Annotated in this window: 14 protein-coding genes; 2 read left to right on the top strand and 12 right to left on the bottom strand. The window is 71.2% G+C overall.

Features of this window, described 5'->3' with window-relative positions; translation table 11 throughout:
• Genes V6S02_RS01585 through V6S02_RS01595 form a run of 3 tightly spaced genes read right to left on the bottom strand, consistent with a single transcriptional unit; the run spans position 1 to position 4,395 of the window.
• Complete coding sequence (locus V6S02_RS01585; RefSeq protein WP_336399602.1) at positions 1-837, bottom strand: hypothetical protein; 837 nt, start codon at positions 835-837, stop codon at positions 1-3.
• Positions 827-3,406 carry a DUF4062 domain-containing protein gene (locus tag V6S02_RS01590; RefSeq protein ID WP_336399603.1) on the bottom strand — a complete coding sequence of 860 codons (2,580 nt, stop codon included), beginning with the start codon at positions 3,404-3,406 and terminating at the stop codon, positions 827-829. The genes V6S02_RS01585 and V6S02_RS01590 overlap by 11 nt, the downstream gene beginning before the upstream one ends.
• A 32-nt stretch (positions 3,407-3,438) precedes the next feature.
• Entirely contained in the window at positions 3,439-4,395 is a 957-nt protein-coding gene (locus V6S02_RS01595; RefSeq protein WP_336399604.1) for a Ppx/GppA phosphatase family protein, read from the bottom strand.
• A 216-nt stretch (positions 4,396-4,611) separates the two neighbouring features.
• Between V6S02_RS01595 and coaA the strand changes: the two genes are divergently transcribed.
• Positions 4,612-5,562, top strand: coding sequence for a type I pantothenate kinase (gene coaA / locus V6S02_RS01600; RefSeq protein WP_124294215.1), 951 nt, complete (start codon positions 4,612-4,614; stop codon positions 5,560-5,562).
• 7 nt (positions 5,563-5,569) lie between these two features.
• Here coaA and V6S02_RS01605 read toward each other — a convergent pair whose 3' ends face one another.
• The 9 genes from V6S02_RS01605 to V6S02_RS01645 form a co-directional block, all read right to left on the bottom strand.
• Positions 5,570-5,848 carry a hypothetical protein gene (locus V6S02_RS01605; protein ID WP_124294214.1) on the bottom strand — a complete coding sequence of 93 codons (279 nt, stop codon included), beginning with the start codon at positions 5,846-5,848 and terminating at the stop codon, positions 5,570-5,572.
• Positions 5,849-5,934: 86 nt separating this feature from the next.
• Positions 5,935-11,262, bottom strand: a complete 5,328-nt coding sequence (locus V6S02_RS01610) for an NPCBM/NEW2 domain-containing protein (RefSeq protein ID WP_336399605.1) — start codon at positions 11,260-11,262, stop codon at positions 5,935-5,937.
• On the bottom strand, positions 11,259-12,344 hold the full coding sequence (locus V6S02_RS01615; RefSeq protein ID WP_336399606.1) for a glycosyltransferase family 4 protein: 1,086 nt from the start codon (positions 12,342-12,344) through the stop codon (positions 11,259-11,261). Before V6S02_RS01615 ends, V6S02_RS01610 begins: the two co-directional genes overlap by 4 nt.
• Before the next feature lies 1 nt (position 12,345).
• Positions 12,346-12,543 (bottom strand): hypothetical protein, encoded by a 198-nt coding sequence (locus V6S02_RS01620; protein ID WP_124294210.1) that lies wholly within the window; start codon positions 12,541-12,543, stop codon positions 12,346-12,348.
• Entirely contained in the window at positions 12,540-12,866 is a 327-nt protein-coding gene (locus V6S02_RS01625) for a hypothetical protein (RefSeq protein ID WP_336399607.1), read from the bottom strand. Before V6S02_RS01625 ends, V6S02_RS01620 begins: the two co-directional genes overlap by 4 nt.
• On the bottom strand, positions 12,863-14,581 hold the full coding sequence (locus V6S02_RS01630; RefSeq protein WP_336399609.1) for a hypothetical protein: 1,719 nt from the start codon (positions 14,579-14,581) through the stop codon (positions 12,863-12,865). Before V6S02_RS01630 ends, V6S02_RS01625 begins: the two co-directional genes overlap by 4 nt.
• Positions 14,582-14,681: 100 nt before the next feature.
• Complete coding sequence (locus tag V6S02_RS01635; protein ID WP_336399610.1) at positions 14,682-16,031, bottom strand: lipopolysaccharide biosynthesis protein; 1,350 nt, start codon at positions 16,029-16,031, stop codon at positions 14,682-14,684.
• A complete protein-coding gene (locus V6S02_RS01640) occupies positions 16,028-17,044 on the bottom strand; it encodes a glycosyltransferase family 2 protein (protein WP_336399611.1) in 1,017 nt (338 codons plus the stop codon). The genes V6S02_RS01635 and V6S02_RS01640 overlap by 4 nt, the downstream gene beginning before the upstream one ends.
• 9 nt (positions 17,045-17,053) lie before the next feature.
• On the bottom strand, positions 17,054-17,842 hold the full coding sequence (locus V6S02_RS01645; protein ID WP_336399612.1) for a glycosyltransferase family 2 protein: 789 nt from the start codon (positions 17,840-17,842) through the stop codon (positions 17,054-17,056).
• Between the two features lie 448 nt (positions 17,843-18,290).
• On the opposite strand from V6S02_RS01645, the gene glmS reads away from it, so the two are divergent.
• On the top strand, positions 18,291-20,144 hold the full coding sequence (gene glmS / locus V6S02_RS01650) for a glutamine--fructose-6-phosphate transaminase (isomerizing) (RefSeq protein ID WP_336399613.1): 1,854 nt from the start codon (positions 18,291-18,293) through the stop codon (positions 20,142-20,144).
• Positions 20,145-20,207: the final 63 nt, after the last annotated feature.

Consider the following 20,207-nt stretch of genomic DNA (forward strand, 5'->3'; position numbering starts at 1 on the left):
TCAGGGAGCGGCTGTCTGCCCCCGGTTACGCCGCAGCCGCGCTTCGCACCACGCGGTGAGGGCGCCGTAACCGATGAGCGCGCCAGCGACGAGCGCAAGGAAGACCACGGTGACGGGGCGCTCGAACGCCAAGTCGCCTGACCGGACGGCGAGCGACACGGCGATGGCGGTAAGGCTCACCAGCTGGGCGTGGAAGAGGATGCGAAAGGCACTCCACCGCGAGTCCCAGAGGAGCGCGGCATTCACCACGCCGGTGAGACTCATCACCGCCCCGGTGACCCGCGCGGTCAGCGGCGTGAGGTCCCACGCCCACCCGGCCACCGCGACGTCGGGCGCGATGAACAGCGCCGCCCCGAAAATGAAGGCGGCGGCACCGACGGCGGCCAGGGCGAACCTCGCGGGGCGGGGGATGAGCACATCCGGGTGGTCGGGCCGGCCGGAGTCCCGTCGCCACTGCAGTATCGCCAGGGCGGCGATGACGAAGGGTGTCGTGGCATACAGCACGAGCCAGGCGAAGAACGAGACGTTGTCGGAGAACCGGTCCAGATGCAGCAGCGTGGCGGCGAGGAGGGTGCCGGCGAACACCGCCACCGCGGGGAATCCGTGGCGCACCCGATGCCAGCGGCGCTCCACCGCGACGCCCGCGAAGAACCAGATGCCGCCGACGTATGCGCTCGCAAGGAGATACGCCGACATCGGCGGATCGATCTGCCAGGCGAAGAGCTCGCCGGTGCGGGCCGGGAGGGCGTAGAGGAGGACGGCGGCGACGACGAGGAAGGGGAGGATGACGACGGCGACGATCCGGGTGACGGGCAGCACCCGATCATCACCCGGCATCGAGCACCTCGGACACGCGCATACGCTCGCCCTCGACCACTCCCGTGTCGAACTCGTCACCGCCGCCCCCGGCCCGCAGCGCCGCGACGGCGGGGTCGAAGAGCGCGAACCCCGCGAGGTTGACGATGCCGGTGCGGCGGCGAAGCGTCTGCGCCGCACCCATGAGACGTCCCGCGCGCCGAGCCTGTCCTCGCGCGGCCGCGACCCCGAGAAGTCCCTCCAGTCCATAGGCGACGCCTTCGTCGTGGTTCATCTCCGTGGAGACTTTCAGCCCCTCGAGGAAGTCCGACTCCGCCGCGTCGACCTCTCCCTCCAGGAGCCGTCCCCATCCGCGGTGATGCCGCGAGATCACCAGGGCCAGGCTCTCGCGCTGGCGCGCCGCTATCGCCGGTGCCTCGTCGAAGTTCACGCGCGCGGCCGGGATGTTCCCCATCGCCAGATCGAGTCGACCTCTCGTGACCAGCGCCATGGCGAGGCCCCACGCATCATCGGCCCGCCTGTACCCGTCGATGGCTGCGGCCAGTGCGGCGCCGGCGCCGTCGACATCCGGGCCCGACGGACGAGCGAGGAGGGCGAGCCCGAGAGAGACGCGGGCAAGGGACGCGCCCGAGGTCTCGCCGATCTCGTCGAACAGCCGAGCGCTGCGCTCCAGCCCCGGCGCCACGTCGGTATCGGGGTTCCGCCAGAACGAGATCGCGTTGGCGTAGTACAGGGCGATGGCCTCCGTCCGGGGTGTGAGAGGGCGGCTCTCGCTCGCAGCGGTCGCCAGTAACTCCGACATCCATCCCTGGACCACTCCCAGGAGCCCGTTGAGCCACAGCGGCAGGTAGAGCGACCAGGCCATGGCCGCCGCGTCGTCGAGGCGCCGATGATCGAGGAGCCACCGCATCACCGCGGCGATGTTCTCGCTCTCGGCGTCGAGAGCTCGCAGCCAATCGAGCTCATTCGCGCCTCGCGCTCCCGTCTCCGACGCTGTCGCAAAGGTGCGGTAGTGGTCGAGCCACCTCTCGCGGGCCGCCGAGAGAGCTGCGGGATCACCGGTGTCGACGGCGTACGCCCGCACGAGGACGAGAAGGGTGAATACGCGAACGCCGTGATTCTCGCGGACCTGCACCAGGCTCGCATCCAGCAGGGCGTCCAGCGATTCCTCGGCGTCCGGTGCTCCGAGCACCGCCTCCGCGGCTGCTCTCGAGAACGCCCCCGAGAAGACCGAGAGGAGCGTGAGTGCATCCTGCGCCGGCTGCTCGAGCAGACGAACGCTCCACTCGATGGTGCTGCGGATGGCGCGCTGCCGGGCCGGCAGATCTCGCGCGCCGCCCACCAGCACCGACAGTGCCGAGTCGAGACGGCTGAGGAGCTCTCGCGGGGTGTAGGCGCGGACACGCGCCGCGGCCAGCTCGATGGCCAGGGGCACACCGTCCACGGCGCGACAGATCGCGAGGATGTCTGCGTAGTTCTCCGGTGTGAGGCGGAACCCGGGCCGGACAGCCGCGGCGCGCTCGACGAAGAGGCGCACGGCGTCGTCGTCGCCCGCGCCGCCGGCGCGGTCCGGCATCGACGTCGACGCGTCGGGGATCGACAGCGGGCGTACCTCGAACGTCCGCTCGGCGCGCAGCCGGAGCGGTGTACGACTGGTCACCAGAATCGTCAGCCGCGGCGCGCGGGTGAGGAGGCGCAGCAGGACATCGGTGGCCCCGAGGAGATGCTCCATGTTGTCCACGACGAGCAGGTAGTCGCGATCGACGACGGCCGCGAGAACCGCTTCCTCGAGCGCGACCTCCCCGGTATCGCGGACACCGATCCCGCGTGCGACGGCGGAGAGAACGGCGGAGGTGTTGGTCAGCGACTCCAGGGACGCGAATCCCACATCCCGCCCCTCGGCCGCGCGTCGACCGGCCACCTCGATGGCGAGCCGGGACTTTCCGATACCGCCCGGGCCGACCAGGGTGACCAGCCGGATCGACGGGTCGTCGAGCAGGCGGTGGATGGCGCTCACCTCGTCGACCCGTCCGACGAGAGCGGTGTAGGGGGCCGGGATGCGGGAGGCCGCGAGGCCGGCTCGGTCGTCGTTCGAGTCGCCGGTGCCGGTGCCGGTCGCCACGAAACGGTCGGCGAGGAGCGTGGCGAGGTCGGCGACGACGAGTTCTTCCAGCTCAGCGGCGGACGAGAAGCTCTTGTACGACGTCCGGTCGTCGTTTCGGATGTCTCTCAGCAGCGTCGCCAGCCGCGGTTCGCGCTCGGGGCTCGGCTCGCGGATGTAGATCAACAGGGGCAGGTGTCCCGAGAGCCGGTATTCGTCTTCGAGCCCCGAGATCTCCTCGTCGGGCGCCACCCAGCCATAGCGCTCACCGTAGATGCCGATGAAGATGTCAGACTGCTGCAGGTACGAGCGGTACAGCGAACGTGGCGGATGCGGGCGCGCGCCCAGCTCGAACATCACTGGTGCGAGGTGCAGACGCTCGATCGCAGCGCGCGCCGCACGACGTTCCGCTTCGAGTTCCTTCAAGGTCGAACTGACGAAGACGCGGAGTCGCTGATCGGGCGTACGGATGGGCGCGGGCGCCGGCATGCGAGAAGTCTGGTGCACGCTCGCGGTGCGGTCTAGTGGGGGCCGCCGGCAGGGGCCGTGCTCCACGACAGCGACTCGATGTAGCGCAGCAGCACGCCCTCGCGCAGGGCCCAGGGCGAGATCTCGAGCTCATCGATCTTCAGCATCGCCATCGCGGTGTCGAGCACGACCGCGGCCGCGACGATCTGGAACGTGCGGTCGGCGGTGATGCCGGGAAGCTCCTGCCGCGCGGCTGCGGGGATGCGGGCGAGCCGCGGGATCCACGACGCCAGCGAGGCGCGGGGGAGCAGCATCCGTTCGCTTCCTGTCCAGCCGGGGGCGGGGTAGCCGGCGAGCTTCGCCAGCGAGCGGATCGCCTTCGACGACCCCACCACGTGATCGGGCTTGTCGAGGGAGCGGAAGCGACCGATCACCGGCTCGAGGGTGGCCTTCGCGTGGGCGCGCAGACGCTCGACGGCGTCCTCGCCGGGCGGGTCGTCGGGCATGAACTGCACCGTCATCCGTCCGGCACCCAGCGGGACGGATGCCGCGGCTTCGGGCAGTTCGTCGGACCCGGCCGCGATCTCGAGCGAACCGCCGCCGATGTCGAACAGCAGGATCTGACCGGCCGACCAGCCGAACCAACGCCGGACGGCGAGGAAGGTGTACCGGGCCTCGGCCTCGCCGCCGAGCACCTGCAGCGGCGCGCCGAGCGCGGACTCCAGGCGCGCGATGACCTCGGGACCGTTCGCCGCCTCGCGGACGGCGGAGGTGGCGGTGGCCAGGAGCTCTTCGACGTTCTCGTCGGCGGCGACCCGACGTGCCTCGGCCACGGCGTCGACGAGCGCCGTGACGCCCTCCTCGGTGATGGAGCCGTCGGGGGCGAGGTAGCGCATGAGGCGCAGCACCGTGCGCCGGCTGGTCGTGCCGAGCGGCCGGCCCCCAGGCTGGACGTCGGCGACCAGCAGGTGGACGGTGTTCGAGCCGATGTCGAGGACTCCGAGGCGCACGGGTTCAGGCTAGCGGGCGGCGGGTGCCGGGCGGGTGTGGTGCGGTCGCGGTGCCGAACTCCTGCAATCCGGGGCGCGGGGCGTCCGGGCGGGCCGTTTTCGGCGGTGCTGGGCCGGTTCTGCAGGAGTTCGGGACGGGCGGCGCGGCGCAAGTTGTGACGCCGCCGACCCCGCGGCGCCCGGGGATCGGGGCGGCCGGTGGTTACGATGAGCGCCATGTCTGTCGACGAAGCGACCACCGACCTGGCACTCTCGCTGTACCGGGAGATCGCCCGCGACGACTGGGCGCGGATGGCTGCGGGGATCCCGCAGCCCCTCACCGAGACCGAGGTCGTGCAGCTGCGCGGGCTCGGCGACCGGCTCGACATCGCCGAGGTCGCCGAGGTGTACCTGCCGCTATCACGGCTGCTGTCGCTCTACGCCCAGGCCACCAAGCGCCTCGGCGCCGAGACGAGCGCGTTCCTCGGCGAGGCCGACACCACGACCCCGTTCGTCATCGGCGTCGCCGGATCGGTCGCGGTGGGCAAGTCGACGATCGCACGCCTGCTGCGGGAACTGGTGAGCCGGTGGCCCGGCACGCCACGCGTGGAGCTCGTCACCACCGACGGCTTCCTCCACCCCAACGCCGAGCTGGAGCGCCGCGGGCTGATGGCGCGCAAAGGCTTCCCGGAGTCCTACGACCGACGCGCACTCGTGGAGTTCCTCACCGACGTCAAGAGCGGGGCGGTCGAGGCGCGCGCGCCGTTCTACTCGCACGTGAAGTACGACATCGTCCCCGACGCGCACGTGACCGTACGCCGCCCCGACGTCGTGATCGTCGAAGGGCTGAACGTGCTGCAGCCCCCGCCGGCGCCGAATGACGTCGCCGTCAGCGACCTGTTCGACTTCTCGATCTACGTCGACGCCGAGACCGAAGACATCGAGTCATGGTTCGTGCAGCGCTTCCTCGCCCTCCGCCACGCGGCGTTCAGCGATCCGAACTCGTTCTTCCGCGTCTTCGCCGAGCTGAGCGACGAGGAAGCCGTGACCACCGCGCTCGGCTACTGGAACGACATCAACCTGCCGAACCTCGAGGCGAATGTGCTGCCCACCCGGCACCGCGCGACACTCGTGCTGCGAAAGGCGGCGTCGCACGCCGTGGAGAGCGTGCTGCTGCGCAAGCTCTGATCTGCGGTCACCGCGAGGAGTCGCGGTCGGGCTCGGCGGCTCCCGGCACGGCGTCCGCGGGGTCGGCGGAAGCGGGGGACGACCAGGTCGACGCCCTCTCGGCTGACGGCGCGCCTTCGAGCGTGACGAGGAGGCGATACTCCGACAGCACGCGCGCGAGGTCTTCCGCTTCCCGGCGGGCGCGCGCGGCGAGTTCGGGATCGCGCGCCTCGACGCGGCGCGCGAAGCGGAGCGAGCGGTGGTGTGCGCGCTCGAGCTGTCTGATGGCGATCTTCAGTTCCCTCATCCGACCCCTCGACACGGCCCGCGACGCCGAACCCGCCGCACGACCGTGCCGCAACTATAGCCCCGCCCGCGTACCCGGGCGGCGACTCAGGGAACGCCGAGGAGCACCGCCACGTCTCCGGAGTGCCAGTTCGCGGTCAGCAGGTCGCGACGGCCGTCGCCGTTGAGGTCGCCGGCGGCCACCGCAAACGGCGTGAGCGAGACGGGGATGGATTCCCCGGCGGCGAAGGCGCCGCCGCCGGTGCCGCGCAACAGCGTCACACTCGTGGGAGTCGAGCCGTTCGGGTAGTTGTCGTGGGTGTTGGCCGAGACGATGTCGACGATGCCGTCGCCGTTCATGTCGGCGAGGACAGAGGCCTTCGGGCGTGGCCCGACGGCATGGAACTCGGTCTCGGCGAAGGTGCCGTCGCCGCGGCCGCGGAGCACCCCGATCGCGTCGGAGAGTTCGGCGGTCACGACGAGATCGTCGACACCGTCGCCGGTGACGTCGCCCCGCTGCAGGTTGTGCGGCCCGAGGCCCGACCAGTACTCCACCGGCGGCGCGAAGCCGCCGGCCCCGTCGCCGAGGAGCACCATCACACGGTTGGAGCCGTAGGCGGCGACCGCCACATCCGTGTCACCGTCGCCGTCGAAGTCGGCCGCCGAGAGCGAGTGCCCGGCGTTGCCGGCCGGGAAGAATGCCGGAGCGCCGAGGGCGCCCGTTCCATCGCCCGGAAGCACCGCCATCACATCGCCGCCCCAGCAGGCGGCGACCACGTCGCGGATCCCGTCGCCCGTCGCATCCGCGATCTCGACCTCATGGGTGCGATCGCACGCCTCGAAGGCGCCGACCACCGAGAAGCCGCCGCCTCCGGTGCCGCGGAAGACCGTGACATCCTCACCCGCGGGCGAATCCTGATTCGCTGTGACGAGGTCGTCGATGCCGTCGCCGTCGAGATCGGACACGGCCACGTACTTCGGGAAGGTCCCCGCTCCCGTCGGGTAGGAGGTCATCCCGCCGAAGGATCCGTCTCCGTTGCCGAAGGCGACCGCGACCGCGTTCGCTCCGGCCACCGCGGCGGCGAGATCGAGGATGCCGTCGCCGTTCAGATCAGCCGCGCTCACCGAGTGGGTGAAGGGTCCGGTCGGGACGGATGCCGCTGTGGTGAACGGCCCGGTCGGCGTCGGTGTGGGGGTGGGCGTCGGGGTGGGCGTGGGTGTCGGAGTGGGCGTTTCCGTCGGCGTCGGTGTGGGTGTCGGAGTCGGCGTCGGCGTCTCGGTCGGTGTGGGCGTCGGGGTGGGCGTCGGGGTGGGCGTCGGCGTCGGCGTCGGCGTTCCCGACCCGCCGCCGCAGCGCAGCTGCGCTCCGGCCCAGACGGCGTGGTCCCACCACGGGTTGTCGCCGGCGTCCGAGACCTCCAGCACGAGGGAGCCGGCACCGGAGACATCCACGTCCACGGCCCCCGGCGCTCCGCCGCCGACGAGCGTGTCGGAGGTGAACAGCACCGTGCCTCCGCCGTCTCGGACGGTGAAGACGACCGAACCGTTCGCGCCGACGGTGTCGTCGACGCCGATCGCGCTGACCAGCCGAGTGCATCCGGCCGGCACGTCGACCGTCACCGCCGAGGCGGCGTGCACTCCGAGCCCCCGCTCGTACGCCGTTCCGCCGAGGGCGATCGGGGCGCCGTCGCCGGCGCCGTCCTCGCCGTTGGTGGTGTCACGTTCGATCGGACCCCACCCGTTGCTCTCGTCGCGCAGCGGCAGCTCGGAGACCCAGACGTCGCCCCCGGTCGGGGTGGGCGTGGGTGTCGGCGTGGGCGTGGGTGTCGGCGTGGGCGTGGGTGTCGGCGTGGGCGTGGGTGTCGGGGTGGCCGTGGGCGTCGGGGTCGGTGTGGGGCCGCCGCCCGACCCCCCGCAGGCGAACCGGGCGCTCGCCCAGACCGCGTGGTCCCACCACGTGTTGTCACCGGCGTCGCCCGCGCGCAGAGTGAGGGATGCCGCGTCGGCGACGTCGAGATCGACCTGTGCGGCTCCGCCGCGACCGGTCAGCACCGAGGAGGAGTACAGGGCCTCTCCGTCGGCGAGCACCTCGAACACGACCGAGCCGTTCAGCCCGACGGTGTCGTCGACGCCGATGGCGGACCGGAAGCGGGCACAGCCCTCGGGCACCGCGAGCGTCACGGTCGAGGCGGCGTGGACACCGAGGCCGCGCTCGTGCTCGATGCCGTCGAGCACGATCGGCACCCCGTCTCCCGCAGCGTCCTCGCCATTGGTGGTGTCGAGCTCGATCGGCCCCCATCCGTTGGCGGCGTCGGTGAGCGGGAGCTCCGACACCCACACCTCTGCCGGATCCGGCGGAGGAGTCGGGTTGGGTGTCGGAGTCCCGGTCTCGGAGGCCGTCGGGGTCGGGGTCGGGGTCGGAGTCGGTGCGGTGTCGCCGCAGACGAACCGCGCCCCCGCCCAGACGGCGTGGTCCCACCAGGGGTTGTCGCCGGCGTCGGTGACGACGAGGGTGAGGAAGGCCTCGGCGGAGACATCCACGTCCACCGTTCCCGCACCGCCGCCGGTGAGGACGTCGGAGGTGACGAGCGCGCCCTGCGCGCCGCGCACCTCGAAGGTCACCGACCCGTTCGTCCCGACGGTGTCGTCGACGCCGATCGCGCTGACGAACCTCGTGCATCCCTCCGGGACATCGACGGTGACCGACGAGGCCGCGTGCACACCGAGACCGGAGGAGTACCCGATGCCAGCGAGCACGATGGGTGCGCCGTCTCCGGCGGCATCCTCTCCGTTCGTCATGTCGATCTCCACCGGTCCCCAGCCGTTGGAGACGTCGCGCAGGGGCAGCTGCGACAGCCACATCTCGTCACCGCCGCCGGCAGGTTCGTCGATGACGAGCGTCGTCTCGGCGTCGCCCGTCGCGCCGAGCGAGTCGGTGGCAACCACGCGGAGGGTGTGAGAGCCCGGCTGGGTGACGGTGGTCACGAGCGTCGCATCGGTGCCGATCGGGACGCCGTCGAAGAACCACTCGTAGGTGAGGGTGTCGCCCTCGGGGTCGCTCCCGCGCGCCACCGCTTCGACGGTCACCGGTGCCGGACCCGAGGCGACGCCGGGAAGCTCGATGGCCACGGCCGGCGGAAGATTCTCGTACACCGCCCGGAAGGTCGAGGCCCCCTCGCCCGCGACGAAGGTCCGGGAGGCCTCTGCGACGCCGTCCGACCAGCCGGCGAAGGTGCGGCGCGCCTGCACCGGGGGAGCGGTGAGCGTCTGGGTCGACCCGCGGATCGGGCGGATGACGGCGGGCCCCTCGATGCGCAGGCCCTCGTCTTCGTAGACGACCCCCAGCCCCGCCGGTTCGGTCTCGACGGTGTAGGCCAGGCGATCGGGGACGGCCGTCTCGCAGCGGACGTCCGTGAGTCCCGAGGGTGAGGTGGCGGTCAGGCACACCTCGTAGAAGGTGTCGTCGCCGTGCTCGTCGACCGTGACGACACCGGTGGTCGCCGTGGAATCGGCGGGGTCGACGGTCCACGAGGGGGTTCCGAAGTGGCTGTGCTGGTTGTGCCACTGCCGCACCTCCCACCGGTGCCCGGTGGTGGGCATCGGGCCGTCAGGTGTGGACGCGCGCCCCCGGAACACCAGCTCGTCGCCGATCGCGTACGGCGACGGAAGGAGCGGGTCCACCTCCGCCAGCGGCGGATCGTTCCCGGCGGTCACGCGCGTGGTCGTGGTCGACGACAGCCCTCCCGGCCGGTCCTGCGTGACGGTCAACCGCACGTCGAAGGCGCCGGGCTCGGTGAAGACGTGCGTCGGCTCGACGTCGGTGGACACGGGGGAGCCGTCTCCGAAATCCCACGCGACCCGCAGCGGCGCGCCGCCGGCGTCGTACGACGACCGCGACGAGAAAGCCACCTCCAGCGGTGCGACCCCCGATGTGGCGGAGGCGGTCGCGATCGCCACCGGCGGGGCATCCGCGTCGAGATAACGGATGCGACGGATCTCGCCGCCCGCACTGGCGTACTTCACCCAGTAGATGTTCGTGTCAGGCCCTGCGACGACCTGCACCGGACCGGAGCCGGCCCCGGTGTCGACACCGAACTGCGAGACGTTGGTCGCCGCGCCCTGCGCGTCGAAGTGCACCGCACGGATCCACCGGCGGTTGTAATCGGCGATGAACAGGGCCCCGTGATACGCCTCCGGATACGCCTCACCCTCGTAGAACGCTCCGGCGTTGGCTGCGGCGCCGCCCGCGGAGTGGTCGTAGGTGTACACCGGCGCGGTCACCGCCTCGAGACCCCGGTCGTAGAGGGCCGCGCAGGCCGACGCGGTGCCGGTGTTGGCGGCATAGGTGTCCTGTCGGCGGCTCACCGTCGACATGCCCTCCGACCCGGCGGCCAGTCCGCCCTCGTAGCAGGGCCAGCCGAAGTTCGCCCCCTTTCCGGTGTTGATCTCCTCCCAGGTGCCCCAGCCGACATCCCCGACCCAGGCGGCACCGGTCTGAGGGTGGATCGCCATGCGGAAGGGGTTTCGAAGTCCCGACGACCACACCTTCGAGCGATTCGCCCCGGGATCGTCGGCGCGGAAGTAGGGATTGTCGGGGAGCCCCTCGCCGGTGACGGGATCGATGCGCAGAACCTTGCCCGAGAGCGAGTCGAGGTCCTGCGCGAGGATCGCGCGCGGATCGGGGCCGTTGTAGTTCGCTCCGTCGCCGTTGGTGACGAACAGCGACCCGTCGGGCGCGAAGGCGACCGTGCCGATCGTGTGGGAGTTCTCATCCGACCCCAGGCAGTCGCGGATCGGCTCGCCCTCGAGTGTGCCGCCGGTCATGCACGACACCCGTGACGTGTCGCGACCGTCATCCTCATTGCCGATGTTCTCCCGGGTGCTGGCGGTGCCGAGCAGCACGACGCCCGAATCGGGGAGTGCGCGGCGGTAGTCGAACGCCGGGTCGGCGGTGAACCGCTCCAGACGACTCACCCGCCCCGGGATCGGCCACCCCTGATCGAGCAGAACCCCCGGCGGGTCGTAGGTGTAGAGGAGGTAGACGTACGGCTCAGCCGGGAAATCGGGATGGACCGCCAATCCGAGCAGGCCCCGGTCGTCGTTGTCATGCACCTTCTCGGAGATGTCGACGAACGGCTCGGGGTCGAGGCCGTCCGGCCCCTTCACCCTCACGACGCCGCCCTTCAGGGCGATGAACATGTCGTCCTGCGGTGTGAAGGCGATCGCGGACGGATACGGCAGCCCCGTCACCACCGACTCGTCGACGAAGCCCGGGGGGAGGTCTCCGAGCGCGGCGGTGGCGGAGGGAAGGGTGGCGGTCAGGGCGAGACCGGCGAGGGTGACGGCGGTGATCGCCACGGTCGTCACGGCACGGCGGACGCGCCGCCGCTTCGGGTGCAGATCTGCGCGCAGATCTGCGCGCGTGGTCGAGGTCATGTCGCCTCCTCGGTCGCGGGTCGTGCACCGCGCGCTCGACGAGCGGCGGCATAGACGGCGTCCAGTCGTTCGCGGATCGCCATGGGGTCGGTCGCCTCCCGCGCCCAGGCTGCGCTCTGGCGCGACAGCCGGATGCGGCGCTCACGCTCGGCCATGAGCCCGCGCACCGCGCGCGCCTGGGCGGCGGGATCGTCGGGGACGGCGACGACCAGGTCGTGACCGACCGGTCCCAGCGTCCGGGCGACCGGCTCCGACACGACGCAGGGGACGCCGGCCGTCATCGCCTCGAGCAGCGCGATGGACTGCCCCTCCCACCGGGAGAGCTGCACGTAGAGGTCGGCACGGGCGAGGAGACGTCGTTTGTCGTTGCCGAACACCGGCGGGAGGAAGCGGAGGTTCCGGGGAGCGTCGGCGATCAGCCGTCGCGCCTCGTCGGGGTCGTTGTGGTCGAGCTCGCCGTGCACCTCGAAGCGCATCTCGGGAAGGGCGTGTGCGAGCGCGGCGACGCGGTCGAGGCCCTTCTGGTACACGTCGAACCGCGCAAGCGTCACGGCAATCGGCGTCAGGGCGCGGCTACCGGTGTGCCGGGGCGGATGGTCGGGGGCATCCGGCAGCGGGTTGCGCACGATCGTCGTCCGCGCGCGCGGCGCGATCGCCCGGACGTCCTGCTCCTCCACCGCCGACAGGCACACCACCCGTGCCGCCGCCCGCAGCGCCGGGCGTTCGAACAGCCGGATCCACACCGCCTTGCGCCACCGGTCGCGTGCCCGCCCGGCGGGTGCGAGCCCCGAGTGGGGCGACAGGACGAACGGCGTGCGGGTCAGTCGGCACGTCATCGCCCCGACGGCGTTCAGCGGACGATACACCGAGTGGAAGTGCACGATGTCGGGCCGCAGGCGTGCCAGCATGCGGATGACGCGGACCGCCGCGATCGGGAGAGGTGCGCCACCTCGCCAGGCGGCGTCGAGCACCGCGACCGAATGACCAGCCTTCCGCTGTGCGCGGGCGAGGGTCGTCACCACCGCGCCGATGCCGTCGAGCGGTGAGGGGGAGGTGGCCAGATCCACGTGGACGATGCGCATGTCAGCCTCCCAGCACCACGAAGCGGGCCGCGATGACGACGAGGGCCAGGAGGATCGCCGCCCCGGCGACGATGCGCAGCGCCACGCGCGTGCGTGCGGAGAAGAGCCCGACGACGCTGACCGTCCAGCTGATTATCGCGAGCACCACCGCCGAGATGCTCGCGGCGAGGAGGGCAGGGGAGAGGAGGAATTCGCTCAACGCGACACCTCCCGCACTGCCAGCGCGGCCGCCGCGACGACGGCGACGACTCCGACGACGAGCGCCGGGTGGAACAGGCCCACCAGAAGGAGCGCCTGCGCGATGACAGTCGCCGTCCCGAGGCCCAGCGCCACCACGAGCACGAGCGTCTGTGCGGCGGGGCGATCGCCGGGCAGCGCGAGGGCGACGGCCATCCCTGCACCGAAGAGGGTGAAGGGCGCGACCACGAGCATGGGGCCGGCTCCCTCGGCTCCGCTCGCGGAGAGGACGACGGCGCCGAGGGCCCAGGCGAGCAGGAACACGGTGGCCAGTTCGCGGATCATCCGGCACCCCCAACGCGGTACACGACTCCGCCGGAGTTCTCGCACACCACGGTCATTGCGGGATCCGCGGCCAGCTCGCGCTGCAGAGCCGTCGGCCAGGTGGCCGGGGCGCCCAGAGAGCGCACGACGAACTGCAGCTGAGGCTCGGTGACGATGAGATATCTCGGTCGGGGGGTCTGCTCGAGCCGGGCTCTCAGATCGTCGGCGGTCTCGGCGTCGAAGGCACGCTCGTTGGCCGAGAGATGCAGGTGGTCGGCGATGTCGCGGAACTGCCATGCGAGGTGAGGGCTCACCGACAGGATCGTCGACCCTGCCGGGGCGCGGTCGTAGAGGCATCCGGCCAGCGCGATCTCGTCGGCCCTCACGCGCTCGAACGGCTCGTTCCCGTAGCGGGCGACGAGGAACGGCGGCACGCAGGCGACGCTGACGATGACGACGGCCGCCGCCGCGGCGCGACCGAGTCCGCGCCGGGTGATGAAGAGCTTGGTGACGAGCATGGCGAGGAACGGCGTCGCGAAGACCATCACGCGCAGCACCCCCTCGCCGCCGTAACTCTGGGCGAACAGGAGGAAGCCCGGGGCGGCGGCCAGGAGCGGCAGCGACAGCTCGATGCGTCGATCGCGGACGTATTCCGCGATGACACCGCCGGCGGCGGCGAGGACGACGGCGAGCGTGAAGCCCAGTCGTACCGCGACGACCGCCTGGTGCTCGGCGGAGCCGCCGGTGCGCTCGACGATCCCTGCCGACAGATTGCCCACGGGGTCGCCGACTCCGCCGAAGACGTCGGCGATGAACGGGATCCAGAAATCCGATGCTCCCCACGAGACCCAGACGAGGGCGGTGACCCCCACGATCCACGCCGGCAGCATCCACGGGAGGCGTCCCGCGTACCACAGCACGGCCAGCTGGACAGTGATCACGAACGGTGTCAGCTGATGGGTCATCGCCACTGCGGCGCAGAGCACCACGACCGATCCGACCAGCAGCAGTGCATCCGGGATGCGCGCGCGCACGAGAGCGGCGTCCCGGATTCCGGGTCGGCGGGGCCACAGCAGCCCGCCGCGCCGGAGCACCCCGTCGCGCGTCGTCCACAGCGTCGGTGGTCGATCAGACAGGGTCAGCACGATCGCGATGATCGACAGCCCCAGGAGGAGCGCCAGCGACTGCGGCGCGAAGTAGTCCTGTCCGAACCAGTCGATGAGGGGGAAGAACCACACCGCGAGCCAGGGAGCCCGCCAAGATCCGCGCCATACGACCACGCAGCGCCGGGCGATGACGAGGATCGCAGGAAGCATCGCCAGCACGAAGAACAGCGGGGCGAACCTCAGCACCGGCTCGGGCACGGAATCGCCGGCGGGCGAGAATGCCGACGCGGTGACGACGAAGAACGCCGGCCAGCTGAAGCGTGCGCCCAGGCTCGGGAGCACGTCGTGATGCTCCATGACGTGTGCGGTGTACCCGGCGTGCAACCACGCGGTGGGAAAGCGGGCGAGCTGCTCGAGCACGATCATCGTGCCGTGCACGACGACGGCGAAGGCGCCCGCCAGGAGCCCGAGCGTCCACGGATGCTCCTCGGGCAGGCGGAGCACGAAGACGAAAGCGCCGACGAGGCACAGGACGGTGACCAGGAGCGAAGCGGGCCACACCGTCACCACGGCGAAATGGAGCGCCGTCACCGTGAGGGCCGCGGTGGTGAACAGCAGCGGTCGCCGCATGAGCGCACCGCGGGGCCCGCGGGGGCGTTCTTCCGGCGCGGACGATGGAGACCCCGCAGACGTCGTCCGGGCGCGGGAAGGCGAGGTGTCGCGCGAAGACTCAAGGACCATGGGTCACCGCCCGGGTCGTTGTGCGGCGACTTCCGGAGAGAAGGAGCACCGCGGCGAGGGCGACCAGCTGTCCCGCCGCCCACGCGAAGGCCATGCCCAGCGCGCCGGCGCCCGGCACGGTCCAGGCGGCGATCCCGAGGACCGCCGCTGCGTGGATGACCTCGACCAGAGCGATGCGCCCGGTGCGCCGTGCGGCGCGAAGCCTCGCCAGGCGCAGGATGAGGATCGCGCGAAGGAGGGATGCCGCGGCGAAGACCTGCAGCACCGGTGTGCCCTGCACGGCGTAGGTCGGACCGAGGAGGGCGAGGATCGGTTGGGCGAACACCGCCAGGGCGGTGGCGCCGACGGCGACGACGACGAGGGTGCGGAGGGTCACCCGGCGCGACAGCTCGTCTGCGCGCTCCGGGGTGCGGGCCAGCTCGGTCGCGAGTGGAACTGCGGCATTGTGGGCGAGGGTGTCCAGCACGAGCACGATCGCCCACGCCGCCGCGAAGACGCCGGCCATCTCGGCCCCCGACCAGGCGAAGACGATGTAAGGCAGAAGCGTCGTGCATGACTGCAGCGCGACGACCCCGATGTAGTCCGTCGCGAGGAAGCGCGCATCCTGGCCACGGCGAGTGCCGACAGCGATGTCCGGCGCCCGGGGCGCGGCGATGCGGGGGAGGGCGATCACGAGGGCCGCCACGGGTACCACGAGGACGACGGGCACGAAGGTCGCGAGAACGATGGCGTCGCCGCTCGGGACGTCGCCGGGTCGTGCCGTGGCGGGCAGCAGAGCGACCGCGCCGACGAGCACAGCGATCTTCAGCACGGCGTATCCGCCGTTGAGTACGGGGACGAGTGCCGTGCGACGGCGGGCGATGAGGAGGGCGTCCTTGACCGCGAACGTCGTCCACGCCACCGCGCAGGTCACGAGGAGGGGGAGCGTCGCGGGAACGATCGCCGTGCGAGCCGCGAGGGCGTCCACCGTCACGATGACCGCACTCACCACCGTTCCGACGGCGAGCGTCGCGCCCGCGGCGAGAGCCCACAGGCCGAACGCCGCGGTGCGGCCGTCTCCCGACGCGCGGGCGAGGAGAACGCCGGCCGACTGGTAGAGATTCATCTGGCCGAGGCCGGCGATCGTCAACACGATGGCGACCGTGGCCGTTCCCGTCCCCACCGCCTCCACCGGCAGGAGGCGCGCGGCGACGACCCAGAAGGCGAAGCCCAGCGCCGCGGTGACCACGGTGTTGACGAGCATCAGGTGGCTCCCGCGCAGCGCAGGATCGGCCCACTCGCGGGCGAGCAGCGCCGAGAGCCCGCGGCGCTCGCTGGTCGTGCGGTGCGTGGCGATCATCCGGCCGCTCCCGCCCGGTACCGGTGGGCATGCGACATCGCGGTCGGCGTCGTGAGAGGCCGGCGTTCCGGCCGGATGCGAGCGTCGACATACCCGACGACGGTTGCGGCGAGCCCGATGACGATGACGCCGGCGCGGGCGAAGGCGGCGGGCCGGAGATGCGTCAGCCCCTCGCCAAGGGCCCGGATCGTCGCGTCGAGAAGGGTCACGACGACGAATCGCCGTTCGGTGCGCAGCGTCGCCGCGCCCGGGTGCCGGCGCGACACGGCCGCTTTGCTGCGCCCCTCGCCGCGGCAACGCCGCAGGAAGTAGTCCAGGCGCTGACGGTGGGCGGTGACGCGGTGGTGTACCCGGGCGCTCCGGGCGAGCACGATGACGGAGCCGGATGCCTGCGCGGTCAGCCGCAGCGAGACCTCCGTCTCCTCGCAACCGGCCGTCGACGACCCGACCCGACCCAGCTCGGTGACGAATCCCCCCGCGAGGGAGAGCGCCTTCGCGCGGAAGGCCATCGCGCAGCCGACGGGGTTGCGAACCGCTCCGCCGTCGTCCGGGAGCCCCCGGTGGCTGCAGCCGACCACCCAGAGGAACTCGTCGGGAAACCACCCGGGGCGCCCCGGAGCATCCCACACCGGGACAGCGAACCCGCTCACGCCGACGACATCCGGGGCGGCGAACGGCGCGGTCATCCGTTCCACCCACGTGGTCTCCGCGACGGCGTCGTCGTCGAGGAACATCACGATGTCGGCGTCGGCGTCGGCGTCGGCGGCGGCTCGCAGGCCGGTGTTCCGTGCATCGGACAACCCCTGGCGCCCCGAGTTGCGGACGACGACGGTGTCGGCCTCGAGCTCAGCGCTGAGCAGGGCGAAGAGGTCGTCGTGGTGATCGACCACGACGATGACGAGCGCCGGCAGCATGGTCTGGTGGGAAAGGGAGGCGCGAGCGGCGCGCAGGTCATCGAGGCGCTGTGGTGTGAAGCAGCAGATGACCACCGCGGTGCGGGTCGGCGGGGGCATGGGAGTGCCTCATTCGCCTTCACCTGCGAGTTCGGCGGTCACCTTCGCGCGGGTGCGCCTCTCGGTGCCGACGACCGAGGCGAACGAGGCGCCGACGAAGCGCTCGAACAGCAGCGTGCGGAGACACCTCAGTCCGTCGCGGACAGCGGAGAGGTTGCTTTCGCCGAAGCGGCGGGATGCCTCGAAACTCGGCACCTCCACCACGCGAAGGTTCGCTTTCGCCGCACGGACGTGCATGAGCGTTTCGATCTCGAACCCGTCTCCCCAGTGCCGCAGACGTGTGCCGTCGGCCGGATCGGGGAGGTGCAGCGCCCACGCGGCCTCGCGGGTCATCGCATTGAAGCCGTAGCAGAGGTCGCTGTGGCTGGTTCCGAACAACAGGTTCGCCAGAGCGTTGAGCATCTTGTTGCCGATGAACCGCACGGCCGTGATGTCCGCGCTTCCGCCACCGGGGGAGAAACGGCTGCCCCGGACGTAGTCGGCGCCGGCATGCAGGGGGGCGACGAAGCGATCGATCTCGCGCGGGTCCATCGAGCCGTCGGCGTCGATGGTGACGATCTCGGCGCCGGTGGCGGCGAGGATGCCGGTGACCAGCGCGCTGCCCTTTCCCGGCCGGGTCTGACCGAGGACGCGAATGCCGGGTCGTGCCTCACGGGCGATGGCGACCGTGGCGTCCGTCGATCCGCCGTCGACAAGGATGACTTCGTCGACGGTGTCGGGGAGGAGCCCCAAGACGTGTTCGATGTTTCTGGCTTCGTTGAGCGTCGGGATGACGACGCTCAGGGTGTGAATACTCACGGGTCCTGCTCTCTCCGGTTCGGCAAACGGAAGGTCGGCGAGCAGGGCTGTATGGCGAGGGCGTCACCGTCGGGCACGGCGACACACAAAAGCGAGGACGGACTGCTTCTCCCCAGTCGCATGGCGTGCGCACGCGCACACCCCGTTGAGCGCACGACGGCGCGGCATCACCTCCCTCGGGGAAGGCTTCACCATGCCCGCGAAGCCACGCATGCGGCGGCATGAGCCACCGTGCGCGAGTCAGCGAAACCCCAGTGATGGAGGCTTCCCAGAGCTGTTCGGTATTCCCTCGTCGGATCGGGTTCCGAGCGGGGGTGCGGGAAGCATACGACCGCGGTTCCATGAATGGCAAGGGGGATAAACCCCCTGTCAGGCCCCCTGTTTTCCCGCTTCTTCCACACGGATTCGTTCAGAGGCCTCACATACCCCGGCTCGTACGATGGAGCCCATGTGTGGAATCGTCGGATACGTGGGCCCGCGTCAGAGCCAGGCCATCCTCCTCTCGGGCCTCGCCCGTCTCGAGTACCGCGGATACGACTCCGCCGGCATCGCGGTCATCGACGGTGGCGGAGATCTGGGTATGCGCAAGCGCGCCGGCAAGCTCGGCATCCTCCGCGACGACCTGAAGATCCACCCCCTCGCCGACGGCACCACCGGCATCGGGCACACCCGCTGGGCGACCCACGGCGGACCCACCGACGACAACGCGCACCCGCACCTGGCGGACGACGACAGGCTCGCCGTCATCCACAACGGCATCATCGAGAACTACGCCGCCCTGAAGTCCGAGCTGCTCGCCGAGGGCTTCACCTTCAAGAGCGAGACCGACACCGAGGTCGCCGCCGTGCTCCTCGGTCGTGCGTACCGCGCACGCGGGGGCGACCTGGTCGCCGCGTTCCGCGACGTCGCCGCCCGCCTGGAGGGCGCCTTCACGCTGCTCGCGATGCACCGCGACCAGCCGGGACTCGTGGTCGGTGCGCGCCGCAACTCGCCGCTCGTGATCGGCCTCGGCGAGGGGGAGAACTTCCTCGCCTCCGACGTCGCTGCCTTCGTCGAGCACACCCGCGACGCCCTCGCGATCGGGCAGGACGAGATCGTCGCCATCACGCCCGAGGGCGTCGAGGTCACCGACTTCGACGGCAACCCGGTCGAGGTCGAGCGGTTCGAAGTGACCTGGGACGCCTCGGCCGCCGACAAGGGCGGCTGGTCGTCGTTCATGGCCAAAGAGGTCTCCGAGGAGCCCGAGGCCGTCGCGAACACGCTGCGCGGTCGCATCCGTGACGGCGCCGTCACCATCCCCGAGCTCGACGGACTCGACGACCTCTTCACCGGCATCTCTCGCATCATCGTGATCGCCTGCGGCACCGCCGCCTACGCGGGGATGACGGGCAAGTACGCCCTCGAGCAGTGGGCGCGGGTGCCGGTCGACGTCGAGCTCGCGCATGAGTTCCGGTACCGCGACCCGGTGCTGACCCCCGACACGCTCGTGGTCTCGATCAGCCAGTCGGGCGAGACGATGGACACGCTCATGGCGGTCAAGTACGCCCGCGAGCAGGGGGCGAAGACCGTGTCGATCTGCAACACGCAGGGCGCGACCATCCCCCGCGAGTCGGACGCGATCGTCTACACCCACGCCGGTCCCGAGGTCGCCGTCGCCTCGACGAAGGCGTTCGTCGCGCAGATCACGGCGCTGTACCTCCTGGCCCTCCACATCGCGGGCCTGCGTGGCACGCTGAGCGCCGCCGAGATCGCCGAGCAGGCCCACGAGCTCGAGTCCGTGCCCGAGAAGATCGCGCACATCCTCGCCACCGAGCAGGAGCGCATCGAGCAGCTCGCGCACTGGATGGGTGACACCCGATCGGTGCTCTTCCTCGGCCGCCACGTCGGGTACCCCATCGCCCTCGAGGGTGCGCTCAAGCTCAAGGAGATCTCGTACATCCACGCCGAGGGCTTCGCCGCCGGCGAGCTCAAGCACGGTCCGATCGCGCTCATCGAGCCGGGACAGCCGGTGTTCGTCATCGTGCCGTCGCCGCGCGGGTCGGCGGTGCTGCACCCGAAGGTCGTGTCGAACATCGAGGAGATCAAGGCCCGCGGTGCGCGCGTGATCGCGATCGCCGAAGAGGGGGATGTCGCGGTGCTGCCCTCCGCAGACGAGGTGCTGCGCATCCCGCTCGCCGGCCCGCTTTTCGAGCCGCTCCTCGCCGTCGTGCCGCTGCACATCTTCGCGATGGGCCTCGCCACGGCGAAGGGCCTCGACGTCGACCAGCCGCGCAACCTCGCCAAGTCGGTCACGGTCGAGTAGGATTTTCACGGAACATTAATCCACAGCCCCTCCGGCCTAAACCGGTATATCACTAGGCTCGGC

Source organism: Microbacterium sp. CCNWLW134 (assembly GCF_037083565.1).
In the GTDB taxonomy this organism is placed as follows: domain Bacteria; phylum Actinomycetota; class Actinomycetes; order Actinomycetales; family Microbacteriaceae; genus Microbacterium.